The sequence below is a fragment of the Devosia sp. genome (genome assembly GCF_017307495.1).
Lineage (GTDB): Bacteria > Pseudomonadota > Alphaproteobacteria > Rhizobiales > Devosiaceae > Devosia_A.
In genome coordinates, this window is the sequence record NZ_JAFKHE010000032.1 from 24,696 (window position 1) to 47,143 (window position 22,448).

At 66.2% G+C, this 22,448-nt stretch carries 22 protein-coding genes; 13 read left to right on the forward strand and 9 right to left on the reverse strand.

The genetic code is table 11. The annotated features are described in order from the left end of the window. Window positions 1–3: 3 nt before the first annotated feature. Window positions 4–1,422 carry a HAMP domain-containing sensor histidine kinase gene (locus tag J0I99_RS19520; RefSeq protein ID WP_291399138.1) on the forward strand — a complete coding sequence of 473 codons (1,419 nt, stop codon included), beginning with the start codon at window positions 4–6 and terminating at the stop codon, window positions 1,420–1,422. Between the two features lie 59 nt (window positions 1,423–1,481). Further along, a complete protein-coding gene (locus tag J0I99_RS19525; RefSeq protein WP_291393701.1) occupies window positions 1,482–1,691 on the forward strand; it encodes a hypothetical protein in 210 nt (69 codons plus the stop codon). 57 nt (window positions 1,692–1,748) lie between these two features. Here the strand turns inward: J0I99_RS19525 and J0I99_RS19530 are convergent, their stop codons facing one another. Next, a complete protein-coding gene (locus tag J0I99_RS19530) occupies window positions 1,749–2,354 on the reverse strand; it encodes a hypothetical protein (RefSeq protein ID WP_291399139.1) in 606 nt (201 codons plus the stop codon). A gap of 170 nt (window positions 2,355–2,524) precedes the next feature. Here J0I99_RS19530 and J0I99_RS19535 point away from each other — a divergent pair, with 170 nt between their 5' ends. From J0I99_RS19535 to J0I99_RS19545, 3 genes are read left to right on the forward strand one after another with little or no spacing between them, the layout of a single operon-like run. Further along, window positions 2,525–5,308: a bifunctional [glutamine synthetase] adenylyltransferase/[glutamine synthetase]-adenylyl-L-tyrosine phosphorylase gene (locus tag J0I99_RS19535; RefSeq protein WP_291399140.1), complete on the forward strand. Its 2,784-nt coding sequence runs from the start codon at window positions 2,525–2,527 to the stop codon at window positions 5,306–5,308. A 33-nt stretch (window positions 5,309–5,341) separates the two neighbouring features. After that, window positions 5,342–5,584 carry a type II toxin-antitoxin system Phd/YefM family antitoxin gene (locus J0I99_RS19540; protein WP_291399141.1) on the forward strand — a complete coding sequence of 81 codons (243 nt, stop codon included), beginning with the start codon at window positions 5,342–5,344 and terminating at the stop codon, window positions 5,582–5,584. Next, window positions 5,584–5,970 carry a type II toxin-antitoxin system VapC family toxin gene (locus J0I99_RS19545; RefSeq protein ID WP_291399163.1) on the forward strand — a complete coding sequence of 129 codons (387 nt, stop codon included), beginning with the start codon at window positions 5,584–5,586 and terminating at the stop codon, window positions 5,968–5,970. Before J0I99_RS19540 ends, J0I99_RS19545 begins: the two co-directional genes overlap by 1 nt. A 99-nt stretch (window positions 5,971–6,069) precedes the next feature. On the opposite strand, the gene J0I99_RS19550 is transcribed toward J0I99_RS19545, so the two are convergent. Then, window positions 6,070–7,320 carry a HAMP domain-containing sensor histidine kinase gene (locus tag J0I99_RS19550; protein ID WP_291399142.1) on the reverse strand — a complete coding sequence of 417 codons (1,251 nt, stop codon included), beginning with the start codon at window positions 7,318–7,320 and terminating at the stop codon, window positions 6,070–6,072. A 249-nt stretch (window positions 7,321–7,569) separates the two neighbouring features. Beyond that, window positions 7,570–10,212 (reverse strand): aminopeptidase N, encoded by a 2,643-nt coding sequence (gene pepN / locus J0I99_RS19555; RefSeq protein ID WP_291399143.1) that lies wholly within the window; start codon window positions 10,210–10,212, stop codon window positions 7,570–7,572. Window positions 10,213–10,528: 316 nt separating this feature from the next. Between pepN and J0I99_RS19560 the strand changes: the two genes are divergently transcribed. Then, the gene (locus tag J0I99_RS19560) at window positions 10,529–12,379 is read left to right on the forward strand and encodes an ABC transporter ATP-binding protein (RefSeq protein WP_291399164.1); all 1,851 of its coding nucleotides are present in this window, start codon (window positions 10,529–10,531) and stop codon (window positions 12,377–12,379) included. A 239-nt stretch (window positions 12,380–12,618) separates the two neighbouring features. Then, the gene (locus J0I99_RS19565; protein ID WP_291389505.1) at window positions 12,619–14,487 is read left to right on the forward strand and encodes an ABC transporter ATP-binding protein; all 1,869 of its coding nucleotides are present in this window, start codon (window positions 12,619–12,621) and stop codon (window positions 14,485–14,487) included. 217 nt (window positions 14,488–14,704) lie between these two features. Here J0I99_RS19565 and J0I99_RS19570 read toward each other — a convergent pair whose 3' ends face one another. The 3 genes from J0I99_RS19570 to J0I99_RS19580 form a co-directional block, all read right to left on the reverse strand. Beyond that, window positions 14,705–15,259, reverse strand: a complete 555-nt coding sequence (locus tag J0I99_RS19570; RefSeq protein ID WP_291399144.1) for a TetR/AcrR family transcriptional regulator — start codon at window positions 15,257–15,259, stop codon at window positions 14,705–14,707. Further along, window positions 15,243–15,650: a DUF4260 family protein gene (locus J0I99_RS19575; protein WP_291399145.1), complete on the reverse strand. Its 408-nt coding sequence runs from the start codon at window positions 15,648–15,650 to the stop codon at window positions 15,243–15,245. The genes J0I99_RS19570 and J0I99_RS19575 overlap by 17 nt, the downstream gene beginning before the upstream one ends. A gap of 136 nt (window positions 15,651–15,786) precedes the next feature. Next, window positions 15,787–16,092 (reverse strand): helix-turn-helix transcriptional regulator, encoded by a 306-nt coding sequence (locus J0I99_RS19580; protein WP_291391662.1) that lies wholly within the window; start codon window positions 16,090–16,092, stop codon window positions 15,787–15,789. A 72-nt stretch (window positions 16,093–16,164) separates the two neighbouring features. On the opposite strand from J0I99_RS19580, the gene J0I99_RS19585 reads away from it, so the two are divergent. The 6 genes from J0I99_RS19585 (at window position 16,165) to J0I99_RS19610 (ending at window position 20,495) form a co-directional block, all read left to right on the forward strand. Then, the gene (locus J0I99_RS19585) at window positions 16,165–16,386 is read left to right on the forward strand and encodes a DUF2892 domain-containing protein (RefSeq protein ID WP_291399146.1); all 222 of its coding nucleotides are present in this window, start codon (window positions 16,165–16,167) and stop codon (window positions 16,384–16,386) included. After that, the gene (locus J0I99_RS19590; protein WP_291399147.1) at window positions 16,386–17,279 is read left to right on the forward strand and encodes an MBL fold metallo-hydrolase; all 894 of its coding nucleotides are present in this window, start codon (window positions 16,386–16,388) and stop codon (window positions 17,277–17,279) included. Before J0I99_RS19585 ends, J0I99_RS19590 begins: the two co-directional genes overlap by 1 nt. A gap of 44 nt (window positions 17,280–17,323) precedes the next feature. Beyond that, entirely contained in the window at window positions 17,324–17,653 is a 330-nt protein-coding gene (locus tag J0I99_RS19595; protein WP_291399148.1) for a TIGR01244 family sulfur transferase, read from the forward strand. Window positions 17,654–17,730: 77 nt separating this feature from the next. Further along, the gene (locus J0I99_RS19600; protein WP_291391658.1) at window positions 17,731–18,504 is read left to right on the forward strand and encodes a sulfite exporter TauE/SafE family protein; all 774 of its coding nucleotides are present in this window, start codon (window positions 17,731–17,733) and stop codon (window positions 18,502–18,504) included. A 159-nt stretch (window positions 18,505–18,663) separates the two neighbouring features. Further along, the gene (locus tag J0I99_RS19605; RefSeq protein WP_291399149.1) at window positions 18,664–19,575 is read left to right on the forward strand and encodes a DMT family transporter; all 912 of its coding nucleotides are present in this window, start codon (window positions 18,664–18,666) and stop codon (window positions 19,573–19,575) included. Further along, entirely contained in the window at window positions 19,575–20,495 is a 921-nt protein-coding gene (locus J0I99_RS19610; RefSeq protein ID WP_291399150.1) for a DMT family transporter, read from the forward strand. The genes J0I99_RS19605 and J0I99_RS19610 overlap by 1 nt, the downstream gene beginning before the upstream one ends. On the opposite strand, the gene J0I99_RS19615 is transcribed toward J0I99_RS19610, so the two are convergent. Genes J0I99_RS19615 through J0I99_RS19625 form a run of 3 tightly spaced genes read right to left on the reverse strand, consistent with a single transcriptional unit; the run spans window position 20,492 to window position 22,362 of the window. Next, on the reverse strand, window positions 20,492–20,788 hold the full coding sequence (locus J0I99_RS19615; RefSeq protein WP_291391655.1) for a CcdB family protein: 297 nt from the start codon (window positions 20,786–20,788) through the stop codon (window positions 20,492–20,494). The genes J0I99_RS19610 and J0I99_RS19615 overlap by 4 nt on opposite strands. After that, window positions 20,788–20,973, reverse strand: a complete 186-nt coding sequence (locus tag J0I99_RS19620) for a type II toxin-antitoxin system CcdA family antitoxin (protein WP_291391654.1) — start codon at window positions 20,971–20,973, stop codon at window positions 20,788–20,790. Before J0I99_RS19620 ends, J0I99_RS19615 begins: the two co-directional genes overlap by 1 nt. Window positions 20,974–21,015: 42 nt before the next feature. Beyond that, window positions 21,016–22,362 (reverse strand): Nramp family divalent metal transporter, encoded by a 1,347-nt coding sequence (locus tag J0I99_RS19625; protein ID WP_291399151.1) that lies wholly within the window; start codon window positions 22,360–22,362, stop codon window positions 21,016–21,018. Between the last annotated feature and the right edge of the window lie 86 nt (window positions 22,363–22,448).

Below are 22,448 nucleotides of genomic sequence, written 5' to 3' on the forward strand. Positions count from 1 at the left end.
CCGATGTTCAGGCTGTCCCAGCTGTGGCGTACGACCACGGTGCGCCTCACGGCGCTGTTCATGCTGATCTTCGTGGTCTTTGCCGTGGGCCTCCTGGGGCTCGTCTTCTGGCAGACCTCGGTGCAACTGCAGCGCCAGCAGACCGACGCCATCGACCGCGAAGCCGCCCAGTTGATGAAGCTCGACAGCGACGGCGGCTTCCGTGCCACCATCGTCGCGGTGCAGCGCCTGTCGACGCTGCCCGGGCCGGGCATCTACTACCTCGCCGATCCGTCGGGCCAGGTGATCGTGGGCAACGTCACCGACCTGCCGCCGGAAGTGGTGGCCGAGCCGGGCACCTACAGCTTCAACTACTCCCGTACGCCGCCGTTCGACGAGGTGGGCGCGGCGCAGCGCCAGGGCACTGCCGTGGTGCGGACCGAGCGGCTGTCGAGCGGCCTGATCCTCGTGGTGGGACGCGACGTGGTGGAGCGCCGCGGCTTCACCGCCATCGTGTTCCAGTGGTTCGCCATGGGCGTCGGCGGCATCCTGCTGTTCTCGCTCATCGCGGGCGTCGTGACCTCGGTGCGGGTGCTGCGCCGCATCGACACGATCACCTCGACCTCCAACAAGATCATGGCCGGCGACCTTAGCGAGCGCGTGCCGGTGACCGGCCGCAACGACGAGTTCGACGCACTCGCCACCAACCTCAATGCCATGCTCGACCGCATCGAGACGCTGATGCAGGGCATGAAGGAAGTCACCGACAACGTCGCCCACGACCTGAAGACGCCGCTGACGAGGTTGCGCAACAAGGCGGAATCGGCGCTGCGCGAGAACCAGGACGAGGGCGCCCGGCGCGAGGCGCTGGAGACGACGATCGAGGAGAGCGACAAGCTCATCAAGACCTTCAACGCGTTGCTGATGATCGCTCGCGCCGAAGCCGGGACGCCGTCGGGGGCGCTCACCGACATCGACCTCAGCGCCGTCGTCGGGGACGTGGCCGAACTCTACGGCCCGCTCGCCGAGGACGAGGGACTGACCCTCGACACGGACATCGACGAGGGCGTCAGGATCCACGGCAATCGCGAACTGCTCGGGCAGGCGCTGGTCAACCTGATCGAGAATGCGCTCAAGTACCACGAGCCGGTCGAGGGCAAGGCCGGGCTGATCAAGGTGAGCCTGAAGTCTGCCGGCGGCCGCGTGCTGATCACGGTGGCCGACAACGGTCCGGGCATCCCGGAGGCCGACCGGGGCAGGGTGGTGGAGCGCTTCGTGCGGCTGGAAAAGAGCCGTACCGAGGCGGGATCCGGCCTCGGCCTGTCGCTGGTCGCCGCCGTGGCCCGGCTGCACCGGGGCGAACTGCGGCTCGAGGACAACGCGCCGGGCGTGCGCGCCGTGGTGGACCTGCCGGCCGCCCAGGGCGCAACGCCCCAGAACTAGGCGCAAATTGCGCCGCTCGTGTAAGCATATGAACACGGGCGGCATGGCATGAACGGGTCATGACAACCTTCGTCGTTCACCTGCCGGCCGAAGACATCTGCCGGATGTCGCTGTTTAACCCGGGCGCCGTCCAGCGCGTGCCCTCGCCTCAACTCGTGAGCCTCAGGCCCGACCGTGCCATCATGGTCGTGCGCGCCACGTTCCGCACGGTGAACAAGATGGCCAAGATGTTCCCCGACTGGCGCTTTCAGGCCCTGCTGGGGAACTGATCCACCCCTGGTCCTGGCTGCCCCTCCCCCCGCTTCGCAGCGTAGGATGAAGACGCGTCAGTGGACTGTCGGCACCGAGGTTTCGCCGACGCCGATGCCGGCAACCTTGCCGCCCTTGAGCACGTATCCGATGTACTGGGCGATGTCGGCATAGCCGCCCGGACGGTCGGAGCGGTAGGCGATCTTGCTGCCCGAGGCGGCGCCGAAGCTGGCCTTGAGCTCGGCCGTCGAGGCGCCGATGCCGGGGACGCCGAAATCCGGTAGCGCGAAATCGGCGGGCGCCGCATCGCAGGCCTTGCTCGGCTTGCCGGCCTCGGCCGCCACCATCATCACGAACTCGTAGCCACCGAGCGCGTTGGAGATGAACCAGACATTGCCGGTTTCGCTGCCGTAGCAGAGCCAGTCGGCCCGGCCGGCACCGTCGCCATCGGACTGGATGGTGCCGCCAAAGACCTTCTGAACGTCCTTCAGCTTGGTGCGCTGCAGCGTGACCTGGAGCTTGCCGGCCGCAATCGTCTTCACCGGCGCCTTCTCCAGGTTGGCCTTGCTGAAGTTGAAGCTGTTGCCGAAGATGGCGAGCCCCATGCCGCCGAGCGATGCGGCGGACGCGGGGACGGTGCTCAGGACGAGGGCGGCAAGGAGGGCGGCGATACGGGGGGGCATGCGAGCTCGCGGCGGTTGGGCTGGTGCGGGAAGATAGCGGCGGCCCCGGGGAAATCCAGTGGATTTCGTCCGTCGATCAACAGACATCGCGCCGATCGGCAGGAACACTTCACCCCCGTTACTGCAGACAGCGCAATGACATCGGCCGTGGGGCAGGCTATCGAGGGGACATGACAGTCGCGCTGCAGACACTCCTCGATTCCGCCCCCTACCTGAAGGACCTGTCCGAGCGCCATGCCGAGTGGTTCGCCGCGGCCAGCAGGCAAGCGCCGGACGCAGCGCTCGCCGGTGTGCTCGACGCCGTCCGGGTGGCCGGCGAGACGGCCGCGAGCGAGGACGAGATCGGGCGCGAGCTGCGGATCGCCAAGGGCAGGGTGGCGCTGCTGGCGGCCGCATCGGAAGTGGGTGGTCGCTGGACCACGGCGCAATCGACCGCGGCGCTGTCCGACCTGGCCGATGCGGCGCTGCAGGCCGGGCTCGAGGCCCTGTTGCGGCTGCGCGGGAACGCCGGCGGGTCGGCGGCGGACTGCGGCCTCGCCCTGTTCGCGCTGGGCAAGCATGGCGGGCGCGAGCTCAACTACTCCAGCGACATCGACATCGTCGCCTTCTTCGATCCCGAGAAGGCCTCGCTCGGCGATCCTGGTGAGGAGACCAGGATCTTCACCCGCATCGTGCAGCGGCTGGCCGGGCTGATGCAGGACCGCACGGCGCATGGCTACGTGTTCCGCACCGACCTGCGCCTGCGCCCCGATCCCGGCGCGACCCCGGTGGCGCTGCCGATCGAGGCGGCGCTCGCCTACTATGAGAGCCGCGGCCAGAACTGGGAGCGGGCCGCCTGGATCAAGGCGCGGCCATGTGCCGGCGACAAGGCGGTGGGCGAGCAGTTCCTCAAGGACCTCGCGCCCTATATCTGGCGCAAGCACCTCGATTTCGCGACCATTGCCGATATCCAGGCGATGAAGCGCCAGATCAACATTTCCAAGAACGTCGGGGATGTGCGCGTCGCCGGCCACAACGTGAAGCTCGGGCTGGGCGGCATCCGCGAGATCGAGTTCTTCACCCAGACCCAGCAGTTGATCGCCGGCGGCCGCGACGTCACCCTGCGCGTGCGCCCCACCGCCGGCGCGCTGGCCGCCCTGGCCGAGGCCAACTGGATCTCGCGCCGCGCCGCCGAGGACCTGACGCGCATCTACTGGTTCCTGCGCGCGGTCGAGAACCGGCTGCAGATGCTGCGCGACGAGCAGACCCACGTGATGCCGGAAAGCGAGGCGGGCATCGCCACCGTCGCCGCGCTGATGGGCATGGATTTGCCAGCGTTTGAAACGGTTTACCGGCGGGCCTTGAATCAGGTCGTCGGCTACTATTCTGATCTGTTCGCCGAGGGCGAGAGCCTGGCGGTGACGGGCGGCAGCCTCGTCTTTACCGGTACCGACGACGATCCGGAGACGCTGGAGACGCTCTCGGGCATGGGTTTTCGCGATCCCGCGAAGGCGATCGCGACGGTGAAGCACTGGCACTACGGCAGCTATGGCGCGACCCGCGCCGCCGCCGCCCGCGCCCACCTGACCGAGCTGCTGCCGGCGCTGCTGTCGACCATCGCCGAGGCCGGCAATCCCGACGACGCGCTGATGCGCTTCGACAATTTCCTCTCGCGCCTGCCCTCCGGCGTGCAGCTCTTCGCGCTGCTGCGCAACCACGAGAACCTCAGGAGCCTGCTGGTCGCGCTGATGGCCTCGGCGCCGCGTATGGCCGAGGCGGTGATCCACCGCGCCCATGTGATGGACGGGCTGATCGACCCGGCCTTCGCCGACGACGTGCGCCGTCGCGAGATCCTGCTCGGCAAGATCGAGTCGTTCTTCGCCGAGGCGCGCGATTACCAGGAGGTGATCGACCGCGCCCGCATCATTGGCCAGGAGCAGATGTTCCTGATCGCCGCCGGGTTGCTCGCCGGCAGCATCGATGCGGCGCGGGCCGGGGAGCAGTTCACGACGCTGGCGGAGTCGCTCGTGGGGAAGCTGTTCGACGCGGTGCGGCGCGAGTTCGAGAAGCGACACGGCGTCGTGCCCGGCGCACGGGTGGCGCTGCTGGCCTTCGGCAAGATGGCCAGCCGCGAGATGACGGCCCGCTCCGACCTCGACTTCATCATGCTCTACGACCTCGCCGGGGCGGACGAGTCGAACGGCGAAAAGCCTTTGCCGGCAAGCCAGTACTTCGCCCGGCTGACTCAACGCCTGATCGCGGCCGTCAGCGCCCCGACCTCCGAAGGCGTGCTCTATGAGGCCGACATGCGGTTGCGGCCCTCCGGCAATGCGGGGCCGCTGGCGACCAGCCTCCGGGGCCTGGTGCAGTACCACAACGACAGCGCCTGGACCTGGGAGCGGCTGGCGCTGAGCCGGGCCCGCGTGATCTACGCCGACGACGCGCTGGGCGCCGACGTCGACCGGGAGGTGGCCGCCATCCTCGCTCGGCCGCGCGACAGCGCGACCACCATCGCCGATGTGCTGACCATGCGCGCGTTGATGGCCAAGGAACGTCCGCCGCGCCATCCGTTCGACCTCAAGCTCGCCCCCGGCGGGCTGGTCGACCTCGAGTTCATGGCCCAGTCGGCGCAACTGGTGGCCGGCGACCGGGTCGCGGCCCCGCAGGCCACTACCGGCGTGGTGCTGCGCCGGCTCGCCGAGACCGGGCTCGTACCGGAGGGGCTGCGGCTGGCCGAAATCCTCGAACTCTATTCCACCGTGCTGCAGGTGATGAGCGCGGCACTCGCCGATCCGTTCAAGGACGAAGGCTGGACCCCGGCCTTCCGCGAGCTGCTGGCGCAGCGCACCAACATGCCGAGCTTCGACCGGCTGGAGGCGGAAATCCGAGGCATGGAGCGCGAGGTCAGCGCGGCGGCGGAGGCGTGGTACGCGAAGGCGCGGGGCGCGATTGAAAAGCGAGGTGAAGTGGACTAAGTTCTGTGGACTAAGTCCAGTATCAGGTGTCCTATGCCCGCCACCGTCAATATCCACGAAGCCAAGACCAACTTCTCTCGGCTGGTCGAACGGGCCGAAAATGGCGAGACGTTGGTTATTTCGCGCGCAGGCAAGCCTGTGGCCAGACTCGTGCCGCTGGAGGAAGCGCCCAAGCCCAAGCGGCGCGTCGGCTTCCTCAAGGGGCAGATCAAGGTACCCGACGACTTCGACCGCATGTTCGAGGACGAGATTGCCGAGATGTTCTACGGCAAATGATCCGGATACTGCTCGACACCCATGTGCTGCTTTGGGCGGCAGGCGACAGCGATAGGCTGCCCTCGGAGGTGCTCGAGCTGGTAGAGGATCCTGACGTTCAGGCGCTGTTCAGCACGATCAGCTTGTTGGAAATTTCGATCAAGCACGCGCTGGGTCGGCCGGACTTTCAAGTGGATCCGAGCGTGATGCGTCGCCGCTTGCTGGAGGAGGGCTACGTCGAGCTCCCGGTCTTCGGCGAGCACGCCGTCGCCGTGGCCGCCCTTCCCAATTATCACAGGGACCCGTTCGACCGCCTTCTCGTCGCCCAGGCGATCGTCGAAGGCGTGGAACTCATCACCGCAGACGCGCAGCTCGCCCGATACCCCGGCCCGATCCGGGTGTTCTAGAGCATTTCGCTGTCAGCCTGAACGATGCCGCTTACCCTGTATGGGGGCAGCAAAGTGCCTCACGGCGATGACTGCGGCTCAATTGGGCCGTGAAACGGACTAAGCCGCCTTCGCTTCTTCCTGAGTCATGATCGGCAGGCTCACCGCCACCGTCGTGCCCAGCCCCTGGCGGCTGTCGATGGCGAGGTGCCCGCCGCTCAGTTCGGCGATGGCGCGGGAGATGGCGATGCCGAGGCCGGCGCCCTCGCGATCGCGGGTCAGGGCGGCGTCGCCGAACACAAACGGCTGCGACAGGGTGGCGAGGCGTTCGGCGGACATGCCGATGCCGGTATCGGTGATCTCCAGCACCACCCCATCGGCCCCGGCATAGGCGGCGAGGGTGACCTTGCCGCCGCGCGGGGTGAAGCGCACGGCGTTCTCGACGAGATTGGAGACCATGCGCTCGAGCGCGAAGCGATCGGCGCTGAGCAGGGCGTTGCAGGGGCCGCCAAGGCCGAAGATGACGCCGGCCGCCTGGGCCTGGCCGGTGTAGCGTCGGAACACGCTCAGCAGAAGTTCGTCGGCGGTGAAGCGGTCGCGGCGCAGCTCGCGCCGGCCGCCCTCGAGTTCGGCCAGTTCGAGGATCGAGCCGAAGAAGCCGAGCAGGCGCTCGCCCGACGATTTCACCGCCTCGACATAGCTGAGGTACTTGGCGTCGCCGAGCGGCCCGAAGGGCTGTTGCCGCATCATGTCGGCGAAGCCGATGATGTGGTTGAGCGGCGTGCGGATATCGTGGCTGAGATGGGCAAGGAAGCTGGTCTTGGAGCGGCTGGCCGCCTCGGCGCGCAGCTTTTCCTCGTGGTAGCGGCGGGCGAGCAGGCGCTGCTCCTCGCGCACCGTGGTGAGCAACTGGTTGGTGCGGCGGCTCTCGGTGACATCCATCACGAGGGTGACGAAGCCGGAGCCATCGAGCGGGCGCTCCTCGATAAGCAGGGTCGAGCCATCCTCGCGATGCAGTTCGAGCAGGCGGTTCTCGAGGTCCTCGCGCACCGATTGCATGTAGCCGCCCTGCGCCAGCGTCTTGACCACCTCGTGGTAGGCGGCACCGGAGGGCAGCACGTCGACCCGCAGCCGTTCGGCGAAGCGGCTGTTGCTGGCGATGAGCCGGGCATCTGGGCCCCAGCAGGCGACCCCGAAGGGCAAGGTCTCGATGAGGGCGGCATAGCCGCTGGTCGCGTCGCGTCCGGTGAGGCGGGTGAGCAGTCCCTCCAGCACGCCGACGACGGTGCGGTGCAGCCAGCTGCCTCGTACCACGCCGTCAGGCGCACGGAATCGCTTCGCCTCGTCGCCGGATTGCTCCGTCGGCCGCATCAAGTTCTCCGCCTATGTGATTGGGACGACCCAGTGATTTGCCCCGTGCGGGGACTTTGAATCCGCTTCGCCGCCACTGTCCAGAGGGGTTTCGGGACGAGGTGGCGGCGCAGTGCAAAATCATGAGTCGGTTGAATCACTTAGCGCCGGAAGAAAAATTCTTCCAACGGTAAGGTCTCGTTAACCGTGGCTGGTGCCTCCCCCCTCCGCTGAGGGGGAGGAGGGGGTTGGGCAGTCCCGCAGCTCGGCTTACCCCGCGAGCGTGCGGTCGAGGATATCGGCCGTGTTGCGGCTCAGCGTGCCTGAATCCTTGAGCGCGTTCAGCGCCTTCTCGGCCTCGGCCCGTCGTCCGGATTCGTAGCTGCGCCAGATGCGGAAGGCGGTCAGCACGCGGGCGGCCACCTGCGGGTTGCGCTTGTCGACGTCGCCCACGAACTCGGCAAGGAAGCGGAAACCGGCGCCATCGGTCCGCGCGAACTGCGTCGGGTTGTTCATCCCGAAGGTGGCCATGAGGGCCCGCAGCCGGTTGGGGTTGTTGCGCGGGAAGTCGGGGGCCGCGAGGATCGCGCGCATGCGCTCCACCACGCCTTCGTCGGACGCCATGGCATTGAGCGACAGCCACTTGTCGAGCACCAGCGGGTCGGCGGTGAAGCGATCGCGGAAGTCGTCGAGCAGGCCCTGTGCATCGTCCGTCCAGGCGTGGACGACCGTGCCGAGCGCCGCCAGCCGGTCGGTCATGTTGAGGGCGCGGCTGTACTGCTCGCGCGCCAGCCTCGTCGCATCGGTAGCGCCCCCCTGAACGAGCAGGCTGAGCGCCATGTTCTTCATCGAGCGCCGTCCGGTCTGCTGGAAATCGGGCGAATAGGCGAGGCGGCTGTCGTTGGTGAGGTAGATCTTCTCGAGCGCCGGCGCGAGGCGGGCGACGAGGGCGGTGATCAGTTGGCCGCGTACGGCGTGGATGCGGTCGGGATCGACATCGGTCGCGATCTGCCGGGCGACGGCCTGGTCGTTGGGCAGGCTCAGGGCCAGTGCCTTGTAGGCCGGATCGAGTTCCTTGGAGTTGAGCGTCTCGTCCAGCGCCTCGGCGAGGGCCGAGGTCTGCGCCTCGCTCCAGGCGGTGCCGCCGACGGCGTCGACCATGAGCTTCATCGCCACGTCCTGCAGCGCCTGCCAGCGGTTGAACGGATCGCTGTCGTGGCGGGCGAGGAAGAGCTGGTCGGCCTCGGTGGCGTTGGTGGTAAGCTTCACCGGCGCCGAGAAGCCGCGCAGCAGCGAGGGCACAGGCTTGTTGGGGATGCCGGTGAAGGTGACGGTGGCGCTGGCCTTGTCGAGGACGATCAGGTCGTCGCGCACCTCGGCGCCCGAGACCGAGGTCCAGCTCATCGGGCTGCCGTTCGGGCCGATCAGGCCGAACTGGATCGGCAGCACCAGCGGCTGCTTGTCCGGCTGGCCCGGCGTCGGCGGGTTGGTCTGCGTCAGCTCGAGCGTGTAGGTCTGGGCGGCCGCATCGTAGCGGTCGACGACGTCGAGTTCGGGCGTGCCGGCCTGCAGGTACCACTGCTGGAAGTGCTGCAGGTCCCGGCCCGACGAATCCTCGAACACCTTGATGAAGGCTTCGATGGTCGTCGCCTCGCCGTCATGGCGCTCGAAATAGAGATCCATGCCCTTGCGGAAGCCGGCCTCGCCCAGCAGCGTTGCCAGCATGCGGACCACCTCGGCACCCTTCTCGTACACGGTCGCGGTGTAGAAGTTATTGATTTCCTTGTATTTGTCCGGCCGCGGCGGATGCGACAGCGGCCCGCCGTCCTCGGGGAACTGCGTCTGGCGCAACTGGCGCACGTCCTCGATGCGGTTCACCGGCCGCGAGCGCTCGTCCATCGAGAACTCCTGGTCGCGATAGACCGTGAGCCCTTCCTTGAGGCAGAGCTGGAACCAGTCGCGGCAGGTGATGCGGTCGCCCGTCCAGTTGTGGAAATACTCGTGCGCGATCACGCTCTCGATGTTGATGTAGTCGGCATCGGTCGCCGTCTCGGGCTTGGCGAACACCAGCTTGTCGTTGAAGATGTTGAGGCCCTTGTTCTCCATCGCGCCGAAGTTGAAATCCGACACGGCGACGATGTTGAAGATGTCGAGGTCGTACTCGCGCCCGAAACGGCGCTCGTCCCAGGCCATCGAGCGCTTGAGCGAGTCCATGGCGTAGAGGCATTCGTCCTCCTTGCCGTGCGTGCAGTAGATGCCGAGCGCCACCTTGCGGCCCGAGGCGGTGGTGAACGTGTCGTGGATCGAGCCGAGATCGCCCGCCACCATGGCGAAGAGATAGGCCGGCTTCGGGAACGGGTCTTCCCAGACGGCGAAATGCTGGCCGTTGCCGAGGTTGCCCTGCTCGACGAGGTTGCCGTTCGACAGCAGCACCGGGGCGAGAGCCTTGTCGGCCTGCATGCGCACCTTGAACGGCGCCAGCACGTCCGGCCGGTCGAGATAATAGGTGATGCGGCGGAAACCCTCCGGCTCGCACTGCGTGCACCAGGTGCCGCTCGAGCGGTAGAAGCCCATCAGCTTGATGTTCTTTTCCGGCTCGACCGCGACCTCGGTCTCGAGCACGAAGCGCCTGGTCGGCGGCTGGTGGACAGTCAGCCCCTCGGGCGTAGCCTCGTAGGCGGTGAGCGCCAGCGGCAGCCCGTCGATGGCGATGGAGCGCAGCGCCAGGGTCTCGGCGCCGTCGAGCACCAGCGGCGTTCCCGGCTCGGTGCCCCGGCGCGGGACCAGCGTCAGCAGTGCCCGTATGATCGCGGTGTCAGGAGCGATCCGGACATCCAGATCGACCCTTTCGATCGCATAGGGCGTCTCCGCGTAGTCCTTGAGGAAGATCGTTTCTTCGTTCTCGCCGCGCATCAAATGCTCCGCAACATCAACTCGTTAACCAACTGTGGCGCGTTCGCAACAGCCGAATCCAACCCTTAGTGTATCCTATGCGGCTGACAACCAGCCACTGGACACGATCCCTGCCGAATTGGGCGGTAGTAGGATCGACAGCCGGGCTGGCCGCCGGCGCGCACCTCCGAAGGGTTCATTGGCCCGTCGCGTGCGCAATCCAAAGCGATAATGAGGGTGACGCCTCACTTGGCAAGGGCCGCTTGACCTCAACCCTGGTTGAGGTCGTAGCCGTGCCGCATCTGATGGGTCGAGGGAGACTGCCGTGATTGATCCTGTGTTCAAGTGGTTCGAGAGCCGGCTGAACCCCTATCCGCTGGGCGAGCCGGAACAGCCGCCCAAGGGACTGGTCGCCTTCTGCCTGCACTACAGCAGGGGAGCAAAGCGCTGGCTGGTCGCCATGGCGTTGCTCGGCGCGGCCATTGCCCTGGGTGAAATCGCGCTGTTCGGCTTCATGGGCTCGATCGTCGACTGGCTCGGCACGGCCGACAAGGCGACGTTCCTTCAGACCGAGGGCTGGAAGCTCTGGCTGATGGGCGGCTTCCTGCTGCTCGGCCTGCCGCTGCTGCAGCTCATCGACACCCACATCATCCACCAGACGCTGCTCGGCAATTTCCCGCAACGCATCCGCTGGATGGCGCATCGCTACCTGATCCGGCAGTCGATGAGCTACTTCCAGGACGAGTTCGCCGGCCGCATCGGCGCCAAGCTGATGCAGACCGCGCTGGCCGTCCGCGAAGTGGTGATGAAGCTGCTCGACGTCACCGTGTTCGTGGTCGTCTATTTTGCCGGCGCCGTGGTGCTCGCGGCGATGAGCGACCTCTGGCTGGCGGTGCCGTTCCTCGTCTGGCTGGCGGCCTACGTGGCGCTGCTGTGGTACTTCATCCCCAAGCTCGGGAAAGTCTCCGAGCAGCAGGCCGATGCCCGCTCGCTGATGACCGGGCGCATCGTCGACAGCTACACCAACATCGCGACGGTAAAGCTCTTCTCGCACTCCAACCGCGAGGAAGCCTACGCGCACGACGCCATGCAGCAGTTCATGGGCACCGTGCACCGGCAAATGCGCATGGTGACGTACCTGCAGGTCATCATCACCATCATGAACTGTATCCTGCTCGCCGCCGTGGTTGCGATCGGCATCGTGCTGTGGCTGGGCGCTGCCATGACCCCGGGCGCGATCGCCGTTGCCGCGGCGCTGGTGCTGCGCTTCCAGGGCATGAGCCAGTGGGTGATGTGGGAGATGTCGGCGCTGTTCGAGAATATCGGCGTCGTCCGCGACGGCATCAACTCGATCTCGCTGCCGCGCGTCGTCGCCGACCGGCCCGGGGCCCAGCCGCTCGGGCGGGTGAAGGGCGAGGTCCGCTTCGACGACGTGAGCTTCCACTACGGCAAGGCCTCCGGCGTGATCGAGCACCTGAACCTGCAGATCAAGCCGGGCGAGAAGATCGGCCTCGTCGGCCGCTCGGGGGCCGGAAAGTCCACCATCGTCAACCTGCTGCTGCGCTTCTACGACCGCGAGGGCGGGGTGATCTCGATCGACGGCACCGACATCGCCTCGGTGCAGCAGGATACGCTGCGCGAGCAGATCGGCGTGGTGACGCAGGATACGTCCCTGCTGCACCGCTCGGTGCGCGAGAACATCATGTACGGGCGGCCCGATGCGACCGAGGAGGAAATGCTGGCGGCGGCGCGGCTCGCCGAGGCCGACGACTTCATCCGGGGCCTCGTCGATCTCAAGGGCCGCACCGGCTACGACGCCCATGTCGGCGAGCGCGGCGTCAAGCTCTCCGGCGGCCAGCGCCAGCGCATCGCCATCGCGCGCGTGCTCCTCAAGAACGCCCCGATCCTGGTGCTCGACGAAGCGACGTCGGCGCTCGACAGCGAGGTCGAGGCGGCGATCCAGGGCCAGCTCAACCGGCTGATGGATGGCAAGACCGTGATCGCCATCGCCCACCGCCTCTCGACCATCGCCGCCATGGACCGGCTGGTGGTGATCGAGCAGGGCCGGATCATCGAGCAGGGCACGCATGCCGAGCTGATCGCGCACGGCGGTACCTATGCCCAGCTGTGGAACCGCCAGTCCGGCGGCTTCCTCGAGCCGGACCTGCAGGACGAGGCGGCGGAGTAATGGCCGAGTTGTCGCAGCGGGCCTCTCTTCTCCCGCAAGGGGAGAAGGCGCCGGCTGCTGGTTCTGCGAATGCCACATCAACCATCCCAAGGAGGGACAGATGGATACGCCCAATATGCTGATTACGGCCCGCACTGCCGCACCCCAATTGCTCCGCTCGAAACCTAAGCGAAAACAATCCACTAGAGCCCTGACCTGACTCAGATAGTCGGACAGGGGCTCGGACAAATGAGTTCAAGATGCTCAACCGAGTCATTGACTGGTTCAACACCCGCTACTCGCCCGTAGCGCTGGCCAAGAACACGCAGCCCCCGATGGGGGTCACCAAGTTCACCTTCTACTTCATCAACCAGTTCAAGGCAGCGTTCACGCTGCGCATGGTCCTGGTTGCGATCGGTTCGGTGGCCGATGCGATGATGCCGATCTTCGTCGGCCTAATAGTGGGGATGCTCGCCACCACGCCGCCGGGGCAGATGTTCGAGCTGCACTGGCAGACCTTCCTGTGGATGGTCGCGGTCATCGTGCTGGTTCGGCCGCTGACGTTCATCCTCGACACGCTGGTCCGCAACCACGCGATCGTTCCAAACCTGGTCAACATCGTTCGCTGGCAGAGCCACTGGCACGTGATCCGGCAGAGCTGGAGCTACTTCCAGAACGACTTCGCCGGCCGCATCGCCAACAAGATCATGCAGGCGGGGGAGTCGATCGAGTCCTCGGTCAACATGACTATCGACGCGGTATGGTACGCGGCGATCTTCGTGGTGGTGGCGATCACGGTGATGGCAGGACTCGACTGGGTGCTGCTGGTGCCGATTGCGATCTGGCTGATCCTGTACGGGATCCTGTTCACCATCGTCATGCCGCTGATTGCCAAGCATTCCGAGGATCTGTCGGAGGCCAAGTCGGTGGTCACCGGGCGGATCGTCGACAGCTACACCAACATCCACACCATGAAGACGTTCTCGAGCGACGAGCACGAGGACGCCTATGTGTCGGAGTCGGTGAACGACCACGCTGTCGAGTTCAACAAGCTGATGCGCGTGTTCACCTACATGTGGTCGATGCTGTTCATCCTGAACGCCGGTCTCGTGATCTCGATCACCTGGCTTGCGCTCTCGGCCTGGAACAACGGCACGCTGAACGCCGCCGCGGTGGCGACGGCAATCCCGTTCGCGCTGCAGATCATGAACATGAGTGGCTGGATCCTCGACATCGGCTCCAACACCTTCCGCCAGATCGGCACGACCCGGGACTCGATGGACACCATCGCGCAGCCGATCACCATGCTCGACAAGCCGGCGGCGCCCAAACTCGTGGTCCACGAGGGCCGCATCGAGTTCGACGACGTGAGCTTCAACTACTGGCGCGGCAAGGAAGGCACCGTGATGGAGAGGTTCAACCTCACCATCAAGCCGGGCGAGAAGGTTGGGCTGGTCGGCCGTTCGGGCGCCGGCAAGTCGACGCTGGTCAACCTGATGCTGCGTCTGTTCGACGTGGAATCCGGCTCGATCCGCATCGATGGGCAGGACGTTCGCGACGTGACGCAGGAAAGCGTGCGCGCCGCGATCGGGCTGGTCAGCCAGGATACCTCGCTGCTCCACCGCTCGGTGCGCGAGAACATCAAGTACGGCCGCCAGTCGGCGAGCGATGACGAGATGATCCGGGCGGCCGAGCAGGCCAAGGTCGCCGAGGTGATTGCCGGGCTGGTCGATCCGAAGGGACGGCGCGGTTACGACGCCCATGTCGGCGAGCGCGGCGTGAAGCTGAGCGGTGGTCAGCGCCAGCGCGTCGCCATCGCCCGCGTGCTGCTCAAGAACGCGCCGATCCTGGTGCTCGACGAGGCGACCTCGGCGCTCGACAGCGAGGTCGAGGCGGCGATCCAGGACCAACTGGTGTCGTTGATGGCAGGCAAGACCGTGATCGCCATCGCCCACCGGCTCTCGACCATCGCGGCGATGGACCGGCTGGTGGTGCTCGAGAAGGGCCAGATCGTCGAGGAGGGCACGCATGCCGAGCTGCTCGCCCGCGGCGGGCACTACGCCCAGCTGTGGGAACGCCAGTCCGGCGGGTTCCTCGACATCAAGGGCGAAGCCGAGGCGGCGGAATAGCCGGCGTCAGGAAAGGGGCGGGCCGCTGAGGTCCGCCCCCGACAGTCGCGCGACACCGCGTGCAGGCGGTCGCGCAACCATATGACTGCCACATGCCACCGGCAGCCGAGGTCACGGGAAAAGGAACCGCGACATCGGTCATGATGAAGGTGCCCGGAGGACGGGACTTGATGCATGTCAAGCGCCCGTCGGGCATGCGGGCACCGTCATGGGCGCCTCACAGCCCCGCCAGGATCGTTTCCAGCCCGACTTCGAACGCTTCGTCGACATCCCCGCCGAGGTTGAACGCACTGCCGATCTCCATCAGCACGAAGCCATGGAGGAAGGGGACGATGGTGCGGGACAGGGGCAGGACCCGATCGTCCGGGACGTCGGCGGCGCGCAGTTCCTCGAACAGCGGTTGCGCCGCGAACAGGCAGGCGGCGCGGATTTCTGGGTCGATGAAGGCGTTGCCCGAGTAGATCACCCGATAGCGGTCGGGTGCCGCCCTGCCGAAGTCGCGGTAGGCATGCGCCATCGACTTGAGCCGTGCCTTCGGGGTTGTGCCCGCGGTCCCGGCCCGGATATGCGCCTCGAGCTCGCGCAGCACGTCGATCTCGACGGCCTTGAGCAGGGCGGCGCGGTCGGCGAAGTGCTTGTAGAGCGAGGGCGGCTTGATGCCGGCCGCATTGGCAACGGCGCCCACCGTCAGTGCGTCGGGTCCGGAGGCTTCGACGAGCTCCCGGGCGATGCGGGCGAGCGCCTCACGCGATGTCTTAGCCGGCGTTGGCAAGCTTCCGCGCCTTCCCGATCAGCCCCAGGTGGGTGTGGTGGTCGAAACCGGGGTACTTGAGCCCGTAGCCGAGCGCACGGTCCATGCCGATATGCGCGGCCCAGATCAGGCCGATTTCGACGAGCCAGTGGATATCCCCGAACCAGCCGATGGCGCCCAGGACTGCTGGCACGGTGTAGGTGTGGGCGAGGTTGTAGACCTTCGCTCCCGTCTTTTCGCCCGCATAGAGGCCGAAGAACGACAGGTCGGGGGCGAGCAGCAACAGCGCGAACAGCCACCAGTTGCCACCGAGGAACCAGTACACGGTGACCGCGGCTGCGAACCCGGCCAGGCCTTCGATGCGCAACTGGCGGGTAACGGAGCTGGGTGGAAAACCGGGCGCGGCATGCATCGCAGACCTCATTGCTAATGATTGTAGCTATGATGGCTACATACATTAGCCTATTATGTCAAGCACTCGCCGGATCGCCCCACCCACTGCAGCAGGACACGCCAGCGCGATCGCACCTGCGATGGGCGAGGACGGCTCAGACCGAACAGTAGATCTGGTAGAGCGTGTTGAGCACCGCTTCGACTTCGACGCTTGCCAGCCGGTAGTAGATCGATTGGCCGTCGCGCCGGGTCTTCACCAGTCCCAGGGCCCTCAGCTTGGCAAGATGCTGGGAGAGGGGACTCTGGTTGAGCCTCACGCGCTCGGCCAGTTCCGTGACGGTCAGTTCCTCGTTGAGCAGGTGGCAAAGGATCATCAGCCGGCTCTGGTTCGCCATCGCGGCGAGCAGGCCGGCGGCCGTCTCGGAATTTTCGGCCAGTCGTGTCGGTTCCATCTTGATCATATTAGAACATTAGAATATATGAATGCAACGGGAGATTGAACCCGATCACTATCACCCTTTGGAGAGAGTGCCATGCTCACCGCCAATGTAGGAACGCCGGACCGGATTTTCAGGCTGATCGTCGGGGTGCTGCTCATCGTACTGCCGATCTTCGGTGGCGCCGCCTTCGCCAACCCGGTCCTCGCCGTGGGCCTGCCAGTCCTCGGCGTCGTGCTGGTCGTCACGGCGTTTCTCGCCTTCTGCCCGATCTACGCGGCCCTCGGCCTGTCGACCCGCAAGCGCGAGGCCAGGTGATGGAGGCCATTCCGTTCACCCCCGACATGACGGTCCACCCCGAGGTGCTGCCGTTCTTTGATGCGGCCACCAATACCATCTCCTACATCGTCCGCGACCCGGGCTCGACCGCCTGTGCGGTTGTCGATTCCGTCATGGACATGGACTACGCCGCCGGGCGCATCACCTATGAGAGTGCGGACGCCATCATCGCGACGATCCGCGAGCGTGGCTGGTCGCTCGAATGGCTGATCGAGACGCACGTACATGCCGACCACCTCTCCGCCGCGCCCTACATCCAGGAACGGCTCGGCGGCAAGCTCGGCATCGGCGAGTACATCACCGTCGTGCAGCAGACGTTCGGCAAGGTGTTCAACGAGGGAACCGAGTTCCAGCGCGACGGCAGCCAGTTCGACCGGCTGTTCAAGGACGGCGACATCTACACTATCGGCACCATGACTGCCCATGTGCTGCATACGCCGGGCCATACGCCGGCCTGCACCACGCACGTCATCGGCGATACCGCCTTCGTCGGCGACACGCTGTTCATGCCCGATGCCGGTTCGGCTCGCGCCGACTTCCCCGGTGGCGATGCCCGCACGCTCTACCGCTCGATGCGCCGCATCCTCGAGCTGCCCGAGGAGACGCGCCTGTTCATGTGCCACGATTACGGCCCGAACGGTCGCAACATCCAGTGGGAAACCACCGTCGGCGCCGAGCGCACGCACAACGTGCACGTCCGCGACGGCATCGGCGAGGACGAGTTCGTCCAGATGCGCGAAGCCCGCGACGCGACCCTGGGCATGCCGCGCCTCATCATTCCGTCCCTGCAGGTGAACATGCGGGGCGGACACCTGCCGCCCAAGGACGAGGACGGCAAGGTTTTCCTGAAAGTCCCCGTCAACGGATTGTGACCATGTGGCCTTTTTCTTCCTCCACCGAACCGAAAGACAAGAAAGTGAACTTCAAGAACCTCGACAAGGACTACGCCGTCTCCGGCCAGATCCTCCCCGCGCAGATTCCGGCCATCGCTGCCGCCGGCTTCAAGTCGATCGTCTGCGCCCGTCCCGATAACGAGGACCACGGCCAGCCGTCGTTCGACGAGGTGGCGCGCGAGGCCGAGAAGGCCGGGCTGCAGATCGTCCACGTGCCGGTCAGCGGCGTGGTCGGGCAGGGTGCGTTCATGAAGTTCGAGCAGGCCATGGAGCAGATGCCCAAGCCCGTTCTCGCCTACTGCCGCTCCGGCGGCCGGGCCGCCAGCCTCTACACCATGCTGAAGCGCGCCTGAGCCTTCGCTGATGAAGTGAGCCTGCCCGGGCAGCGGATCGATCCGCCGTCCGGGAGGGCCGCGCCCGGAGCGTCGCCATGTATGCCAGCATCGCAGCCATATTGTCTGGCGGCCTCGTCGGCTTCGTGCTCGGCCTGGTGGGCGGCGGCGGCTCGATCCTCGCGACGCCGCTCCTGCTCTACGTGGTCGGCATCGCCAATCCGCATGTCGCCATCGGCACTGGCGCGCTCGCTGTCTCGGTGAGCGCGGCGCTCAATCTCGCCAACTACTGGCGCCAGCACTGGATCCGCTGGCGTCCCGCCATCATCTTCTCCGCCATCGGCGCTGCCGGCACCCTCGCCGGCTCGACCCTTGGCAAGGCGATCGACGGCACGCAATTGCTCGTCCTGTTCGGCGGCGTCATGTTCGTTGTCGGCCTGCTGATGCTGCGGCCCCGTGCCCTCGATGCCGCGAGCGCCCCGGCTGCCGGATGGGTGCTTCCCGTGCTCGCCCTGCTCACCGGCGCCGCCTCGGGCTTCTTCGGCATCGGCGGCGGTTTTCTGATCGTGCCGGCCCTGCTGGTCGCGACGCGCATGCCGATCATCGAAGCGGTCGGCACTTCGCTGGTTGCCGTCACCGTCTTCGGCCTCCTGACCAGCCTCAACTACGCACTCTCGGGCTATGTCGAGTGGATGGTGGCCGCAAAGTTCATCGTCGGCGGCATCGGCGGCGGAATCGCGGGTGCGCTTGTCGCGGGGCGGCTTGCGCAGCACAAGCGGGCGCTGAACACCGTGCTCGCGCTGATCATCCTGTCGGCCGCAGTCTATGTGACGGTGCAGGGCGTGGGCACGCTGGTGCAGGGCGCGGCCTGACCGCATCGGGCGGGCGGGGCACAGCATAGCCAACTGCGGGCCCAGCAAGACTTTCGTCGCGCCGAACGCATTGGTGCCGCGCCGCCATTGACAGGGCGGTGCGTCACCGCCGATTGGTGGACGAGGCCGGACCCCACCAATCGCGGCCGCGGACTTGAAATGACCTCCACCATCGCCCCCGTCGAGGAGCGCCGCAGTCTCGGCATCGGCCTTCTGCTGTTCGCACAGCTGTTCTTTGCCACGCTCGACACGTCCGCCAAGTATCTCTCGTTCATCGGCCTGCCGCTGGGCGAGATCGTGTTCATTCGCTACGCGGTGCATGTCGTGCTGGCCGTCGCCCTGTTCCTGCCGCTGCAGCGCGACCTGTTCCGCACGCGCAACTGGCGCCTCGAACTGCTGCGCGGGCTCTGCCTGCTGGGGGTGACAGGGGCCAACTTCCTCGCCCAGCGCTTCCTGCCGCTGACGGTGACCGGCGCGCTGATGTTCACTATGCCGCTGATGGTGACGGCGCTGTCCGGACCGTTCCTCGGTGAGACCATCGGCTGGCGCCGCTGGATGGCGGTCGGCATCGGCTTTGTCGGCATCCTGATCATCGTCCGGCCCGGCACCGAGGCATTCCATCCCGCCTCGCTGATCTGCCTTGCCGGCGCGCTGTCGGCCGCCTTCTACAGCATCATCACGCGCAAGCTCGCGGGCGTCGACTCCGCCGCCACGCAACAGGTCTACTCGGGCATCATCGCGCTCGCCTGCATCACCCCGTTTGCGTTCAGCAACTGGGTGTGGCCGACGAGCGGGGGAGGGTGGTTCGCCTTCATCGCCATCGGCATCACCGGCATGATCGCGCACCAGCTCAACACCATCGCGCACCGTTTCGCACCGCCTTCGGCACTGGCTCCGTTCAGCTACACCGAGCTGCTGCTGCTGGCGCTCGCCAGCTGGCTGATCTTCGCCGAGCCGCCCGATGCCTGGTTCTATCTCGGCGCGCCGATCATCATCGGCTCCGGCATCTACATCTGGTTCCGCGAGCGCCAGCTCAACCGCCAGATCACCGTCGACCAGGTGGAAGACTGATGGCGCAGGCAGTAAAGCCCATCGAGGATCGGCGCCTCCTCGGCATCAGCCTGATGCTGTGCGGCTACCTGTGTTACACCATCATCGACAGCTGCGCGAAGCTGCTCAGCGCCTCGGGCCTGCCCACCATGGAGGTCGTGTTCGTCCGCTACCTGGGGCAGTTTCTCCTCGTGATGGCCATCTTCGCGCCGCGTCAGGGCGCACGGGCGCTGAGCGCCACGCGCAACTGGAAGCTGGAGGCCGCGCGCGGCCTGTGCCTGCTCGGCTCGACCATCTTCAACTTCATCGCCATCACCTTCCTGCCGCTCACCGTCACCTCGGCAATCTCCTTCACCATGCCGCTGATCCTGTGCGCGCTCTCCATTCCGCTGCTCGGCGAGACGGTCGGCTGGCGTCGCTGGGCCGCGATCGGGGTGGGCTTCATCGGCGTGCTGGTGATCGTCCGTCCCGGCACCGAGGCGTTCCATCCGGCCGTGATCCTGTCGCTGATCACTGCCGTGTTCAGTGCCCTCTACAACCTGCTCACCCGCAAGCTCGCCGGGGTGGATTCAACCATCACCCAGCAGTTCTGGGCTTCGGCGGTGGCGACGCTGTGCATCGCGCCATTCTCGCTCGGCGACTGGGTCTGGCCGTCCGATCCACTGACCTGGACACTGTTCGGCGGCATTGGTCTCGCAGCGCTGATCGCGCACCTGCTGGTCACCACGGCGCACCGCTATGCGCCCGCCTCGACGCTGGCGCCCTTCGGCTACCTGCACATCTTCTTCATGACCGGGGCAAGCTGGTTCATCTTCCACCAGCCTCCCGACGTCTGGATCGTGGTCGGCGCGCCCATCGTCATCGCCTCCGGCCTCTACATCTGGCTGCGCGAGCGGCAGCTGTCGAAGGCTGTGGTGACCGAGGTGGTGGTGGAGGACTAGAAGCCGTTGAAGACCATGTCGATGGCGGCTTTGATCTGGTCGTAGCGCTCATCCAGAGATCCCAACGGCCGGCCCATGCTGCGCACGGGCACCGCAGCCATCAGCTGGGTCGCCATCACGTATGACCGGCCGTCGAACGCGAATATCGGCTGAAGACGCTTCATCGGCGACGGTACAGCCTCAACCGGCAGAAGTGGGACTACGAGCCGCGTGACGAGGTCGGGAAGCAGGTCCGTCTGAACGTCAAGCAGCAAACGACCTCTGGCGTCGCGATAGACGTCGAAGCGCGCCATCAGAACATGCGGTATTCTTCGAGTGGCAAGCCGTTCTCTTCGACCCACGCATTCCACGCCTTGATGGCTTCCGCGTTCTCTTCACGCCAACGCAGCGCCTCGGGCGAGAGCTTGCCTTCGCCTGCCTGCCTGTTCCGCGAACCAGCCGGCGTCGTGTGGTCGGATTTCTTAAGCGCTTTGCTCATCGCCGGAGACTAGCCGATCTTTCGTTGCTACGGAATTGCTCCTCAGAACAGCGCGCCCGTGAAATCGAGCAGCAGCTTCAGGTTGAGTGCGGCGATCAGCACGGCGACAATCCCGGCGACCACGATCAGCCATGGCGGGGCCACCAGCGCGCCCATCTTGCGCTTGTCGGCGGTGAACATGACCAGCGGGAACACCGCGAAGCTGAGCTGCAGGCTGAGCACGACCTGGGTCAGGATCAGCAGTTCCGCCGTCCCCTTTTCGCCGTACCAGATCGTCACCGCGGCGGCGGGGATGATGGCGATGGCGCGGGTGATCAGCCGGCGCAGCCACGGCGGCAGGCGGATGTTGAGGAAGCCTTCCATCACGATCTGTCCGGCAAGCGTCGCGGTGACGGTGGAGTTGATGCCGCAGGCGAGCAGCGCGATGCCGAACAGCGTCGGCGCGATCGCCAGGCCGAGCAGGGGGGAAAGCAGCGTGTGCGCCTCGCCGAGCTCAGCCACCTGGGTATTGCCGCTGGCGTGGAAGGTCGCCGCCGCGAGGATCAGGATCGACGCGTTGATCAGCAGCGCGAACATCAGCGCGACGGTCGAGTCGATGGTCGCGAAGGTGAGGGCTTCCTTCTTCTCCTTGAGCGTCTCGCCATAGGCACGGGTCTGCACGATGCCCGAGTGCAGGTAGAGATTGTGCGGCATGACGGTGGCGCCCAGGATGCCGAGCGCCAGGTAGAGCATCTCGGGGTTGGTCACGATTTCCGTCGTCGGCGCGAAGCCGCGGATCACGTCGCCCCAGTTGGGATCGGCAAGCACAATCTGCACCCCGAAGCACACCGCGATCACGCCGAGCAGGGTGATCACCAGGGCCTCCACCCAGCGGAAGCCCAGCTTCTGCAGGTAGAGGATCAGGAACACGTCGATCGCCGTGATGACGACGCCGAGCTCGAGCGGGATGCCGAAGATCAGGTTGAGGCCGATCGCCGTGCCGATGACCTCGGCGATGTCGGTGGCAATGATCGCAATCTCCGCCAAGAGCCACAGCACGAAGGCTACCGGGCGCGGAAATGCATCGCGGCAGGCCTGCGCCAGGTCGCGGCCCGAGGCGATGGCGAGGCGCGCACACAGCGATTGCAGGATGATCGCCATGATGTTGGAGACCAGCGCGACGACCAACAGCGTGTAGCCGAACTTGCTGCCACCGGCGAGCGATGTGGCCCAGTTGCCTGGATCCATGTAGCCGACCGCAACCAGGTAGCCAGGGCCGAAGAACGCCAGGGCGCGGCGCCAGGTGCTGCCCGACTGCGAGACCTTGATGCTGCGATGTACGTCGGCCAGCGACGGATCGAGCCGACCCTGCCGCCAGCCGCTGAAAATGTCGCCGGATCCCGTATCCATCGTCTCGAACCCTGATTTCGCCGGGCCACGCACAGGTGTTGTCCGGTCTTTGTTGCGAATGGTTCGCAATAGCAACTGGTTTCGAC

What these genes read in the sequence shown, in the direction of transcription:
- J0I99_RS19520 (WP_291399138.1), top strand. Translation starts at nt 4, where the DNA reads ATGTTCAGGCTGTCCCAGCTGTGGCGTACGACCACGGTGCGCCTCACG.
- J0I99_RS19525 (WP_291393701.1), top strand. Translation starts at nt 1,482, where the DNA reads ATGACAACCTTCGTCGTTCACCTGCCGGCCGAAGACATCTGCCGGATG.
- J0I99_RS19530 (WP_291399139.1), bottom strand. Translation starts at nt 2,354, where the DNA reads ATGCCCCCCCGTATCGCCGCCCTCCTTGCCGCCCTCGTCCTGAGCACC.
- J0I99_RS19535 (WP_291399140.1), top strand. Translation starts at nt 2,525, where the DNA reads ATGACAGTCGCGCTGCAGACACTCCTCGATTCCGCCCCCTACCTGAAG.
- J0I99_RS19540 (WP_291399141.1), top strand. Translation starts at nt 5,342, where the DNA reads ATGCCCGCCACCGTCAATATCCACGAAGCCAAGACCAACTTCTCTCGG.
- J0I99_RS19550 (WP_291399142.1), bottom strand. Translation starts at nt 7,320, where the DNA reads ATGCGGCCGACGGAGCAATCCGGCGACGAGGCGAAGCGATTCCGTGCG.
- pepN (WP_291399143.1), bottom strand. Translation starts at nt 10,212, where the DNA reads ATGCGCGGCGAGAACGAAGAAACGATCTTCCTCAAGGACTACGCGGAG.
- J0I99_RS19565 (WP_291389505.1), top strand. Translation starts at nt 12,619, where the DNA reads ATGCTCAACCGAGTCATTGACTGGTTCAACACCCGCTACTCGCCCGTA.
- J0I99_RS19575 (WP_291399145.1), bottom strand. Translation starts at nt 15,650, where the DNA reads ATGCATGCCGCGCCCGGTTTTCCACCCAGCTCCGTTACCCGCCAGTTG.
- J0I99_RS19580 (WP_291391662.1), bottom strand. Translation starts at nt 16,092, where the DNA reads ATGATCAAGATGGAACCGACACGACTGGCCGAAAATTCCGAGACGGCC.
- J0I99_RS19585 (WP_291399146.1), top strand. Translation starts at nt 16,165, where the DNA reads ATGCTCACCGCCAATGTAGGAACGCCGGACCGGATTTTCAGGCTGATC.
- J0I99_RS19590 (WP_291399147.1), top strand. Translation starts at nt 16,386, where the DNA reads ATGGAGGCCATTCCGTTCACCCCCGACATGACGGTCCACCCCGAGGTG.
- J0I99_RS19600 (WP_291391658.1), top strand. Translation starts at nt 17,731, where the DNA reads ATGTATGCCAGCATCGCAGCCATATTGTCTGGCGGCCTCGTCGGCTTC.
- J0I99_RS19605 (WP_291399149.1), top strand. Translation starts at nt 18,664, where the DNA reads ATGACCTCCACCATCGCCCCCGTCGAGGAGCGCCGCAGTCTCGGCATC.
- J0I99_RS19610 (WP_291399150.1), top strand. Translation starts at nt 19,575, where the DNA reads ATGGCGCAGGCAGTAAAGCCCATCGAGGATCGGCGCCTCCTCGGCATC.
- J0I99_RS19615 (WP_291391655.1), bottom strand. Translation starts at nt 20,788, where the DNA reads ATGGCGCGCTTCGACGTCTATCGCGACGCCAGAGGTCGTTTGCTGCTT.
- J0I99_RS19620 (WP_291391654.1), bottom strand. Translation starts at nt 20,973, where the DNA reads ATGAGCAAAGCGCTTAAGAAATCCGACCACACGACGCCGGCTGGTTCG.
- J0I99_RS19625 (WP_291399151.1), bottom strand. Translation starts at nt 22,362, where the DNA reads ATGGATACGGGATCCGGCGACATTTTCAGCGGCTGGCGGCAGGGTCGG.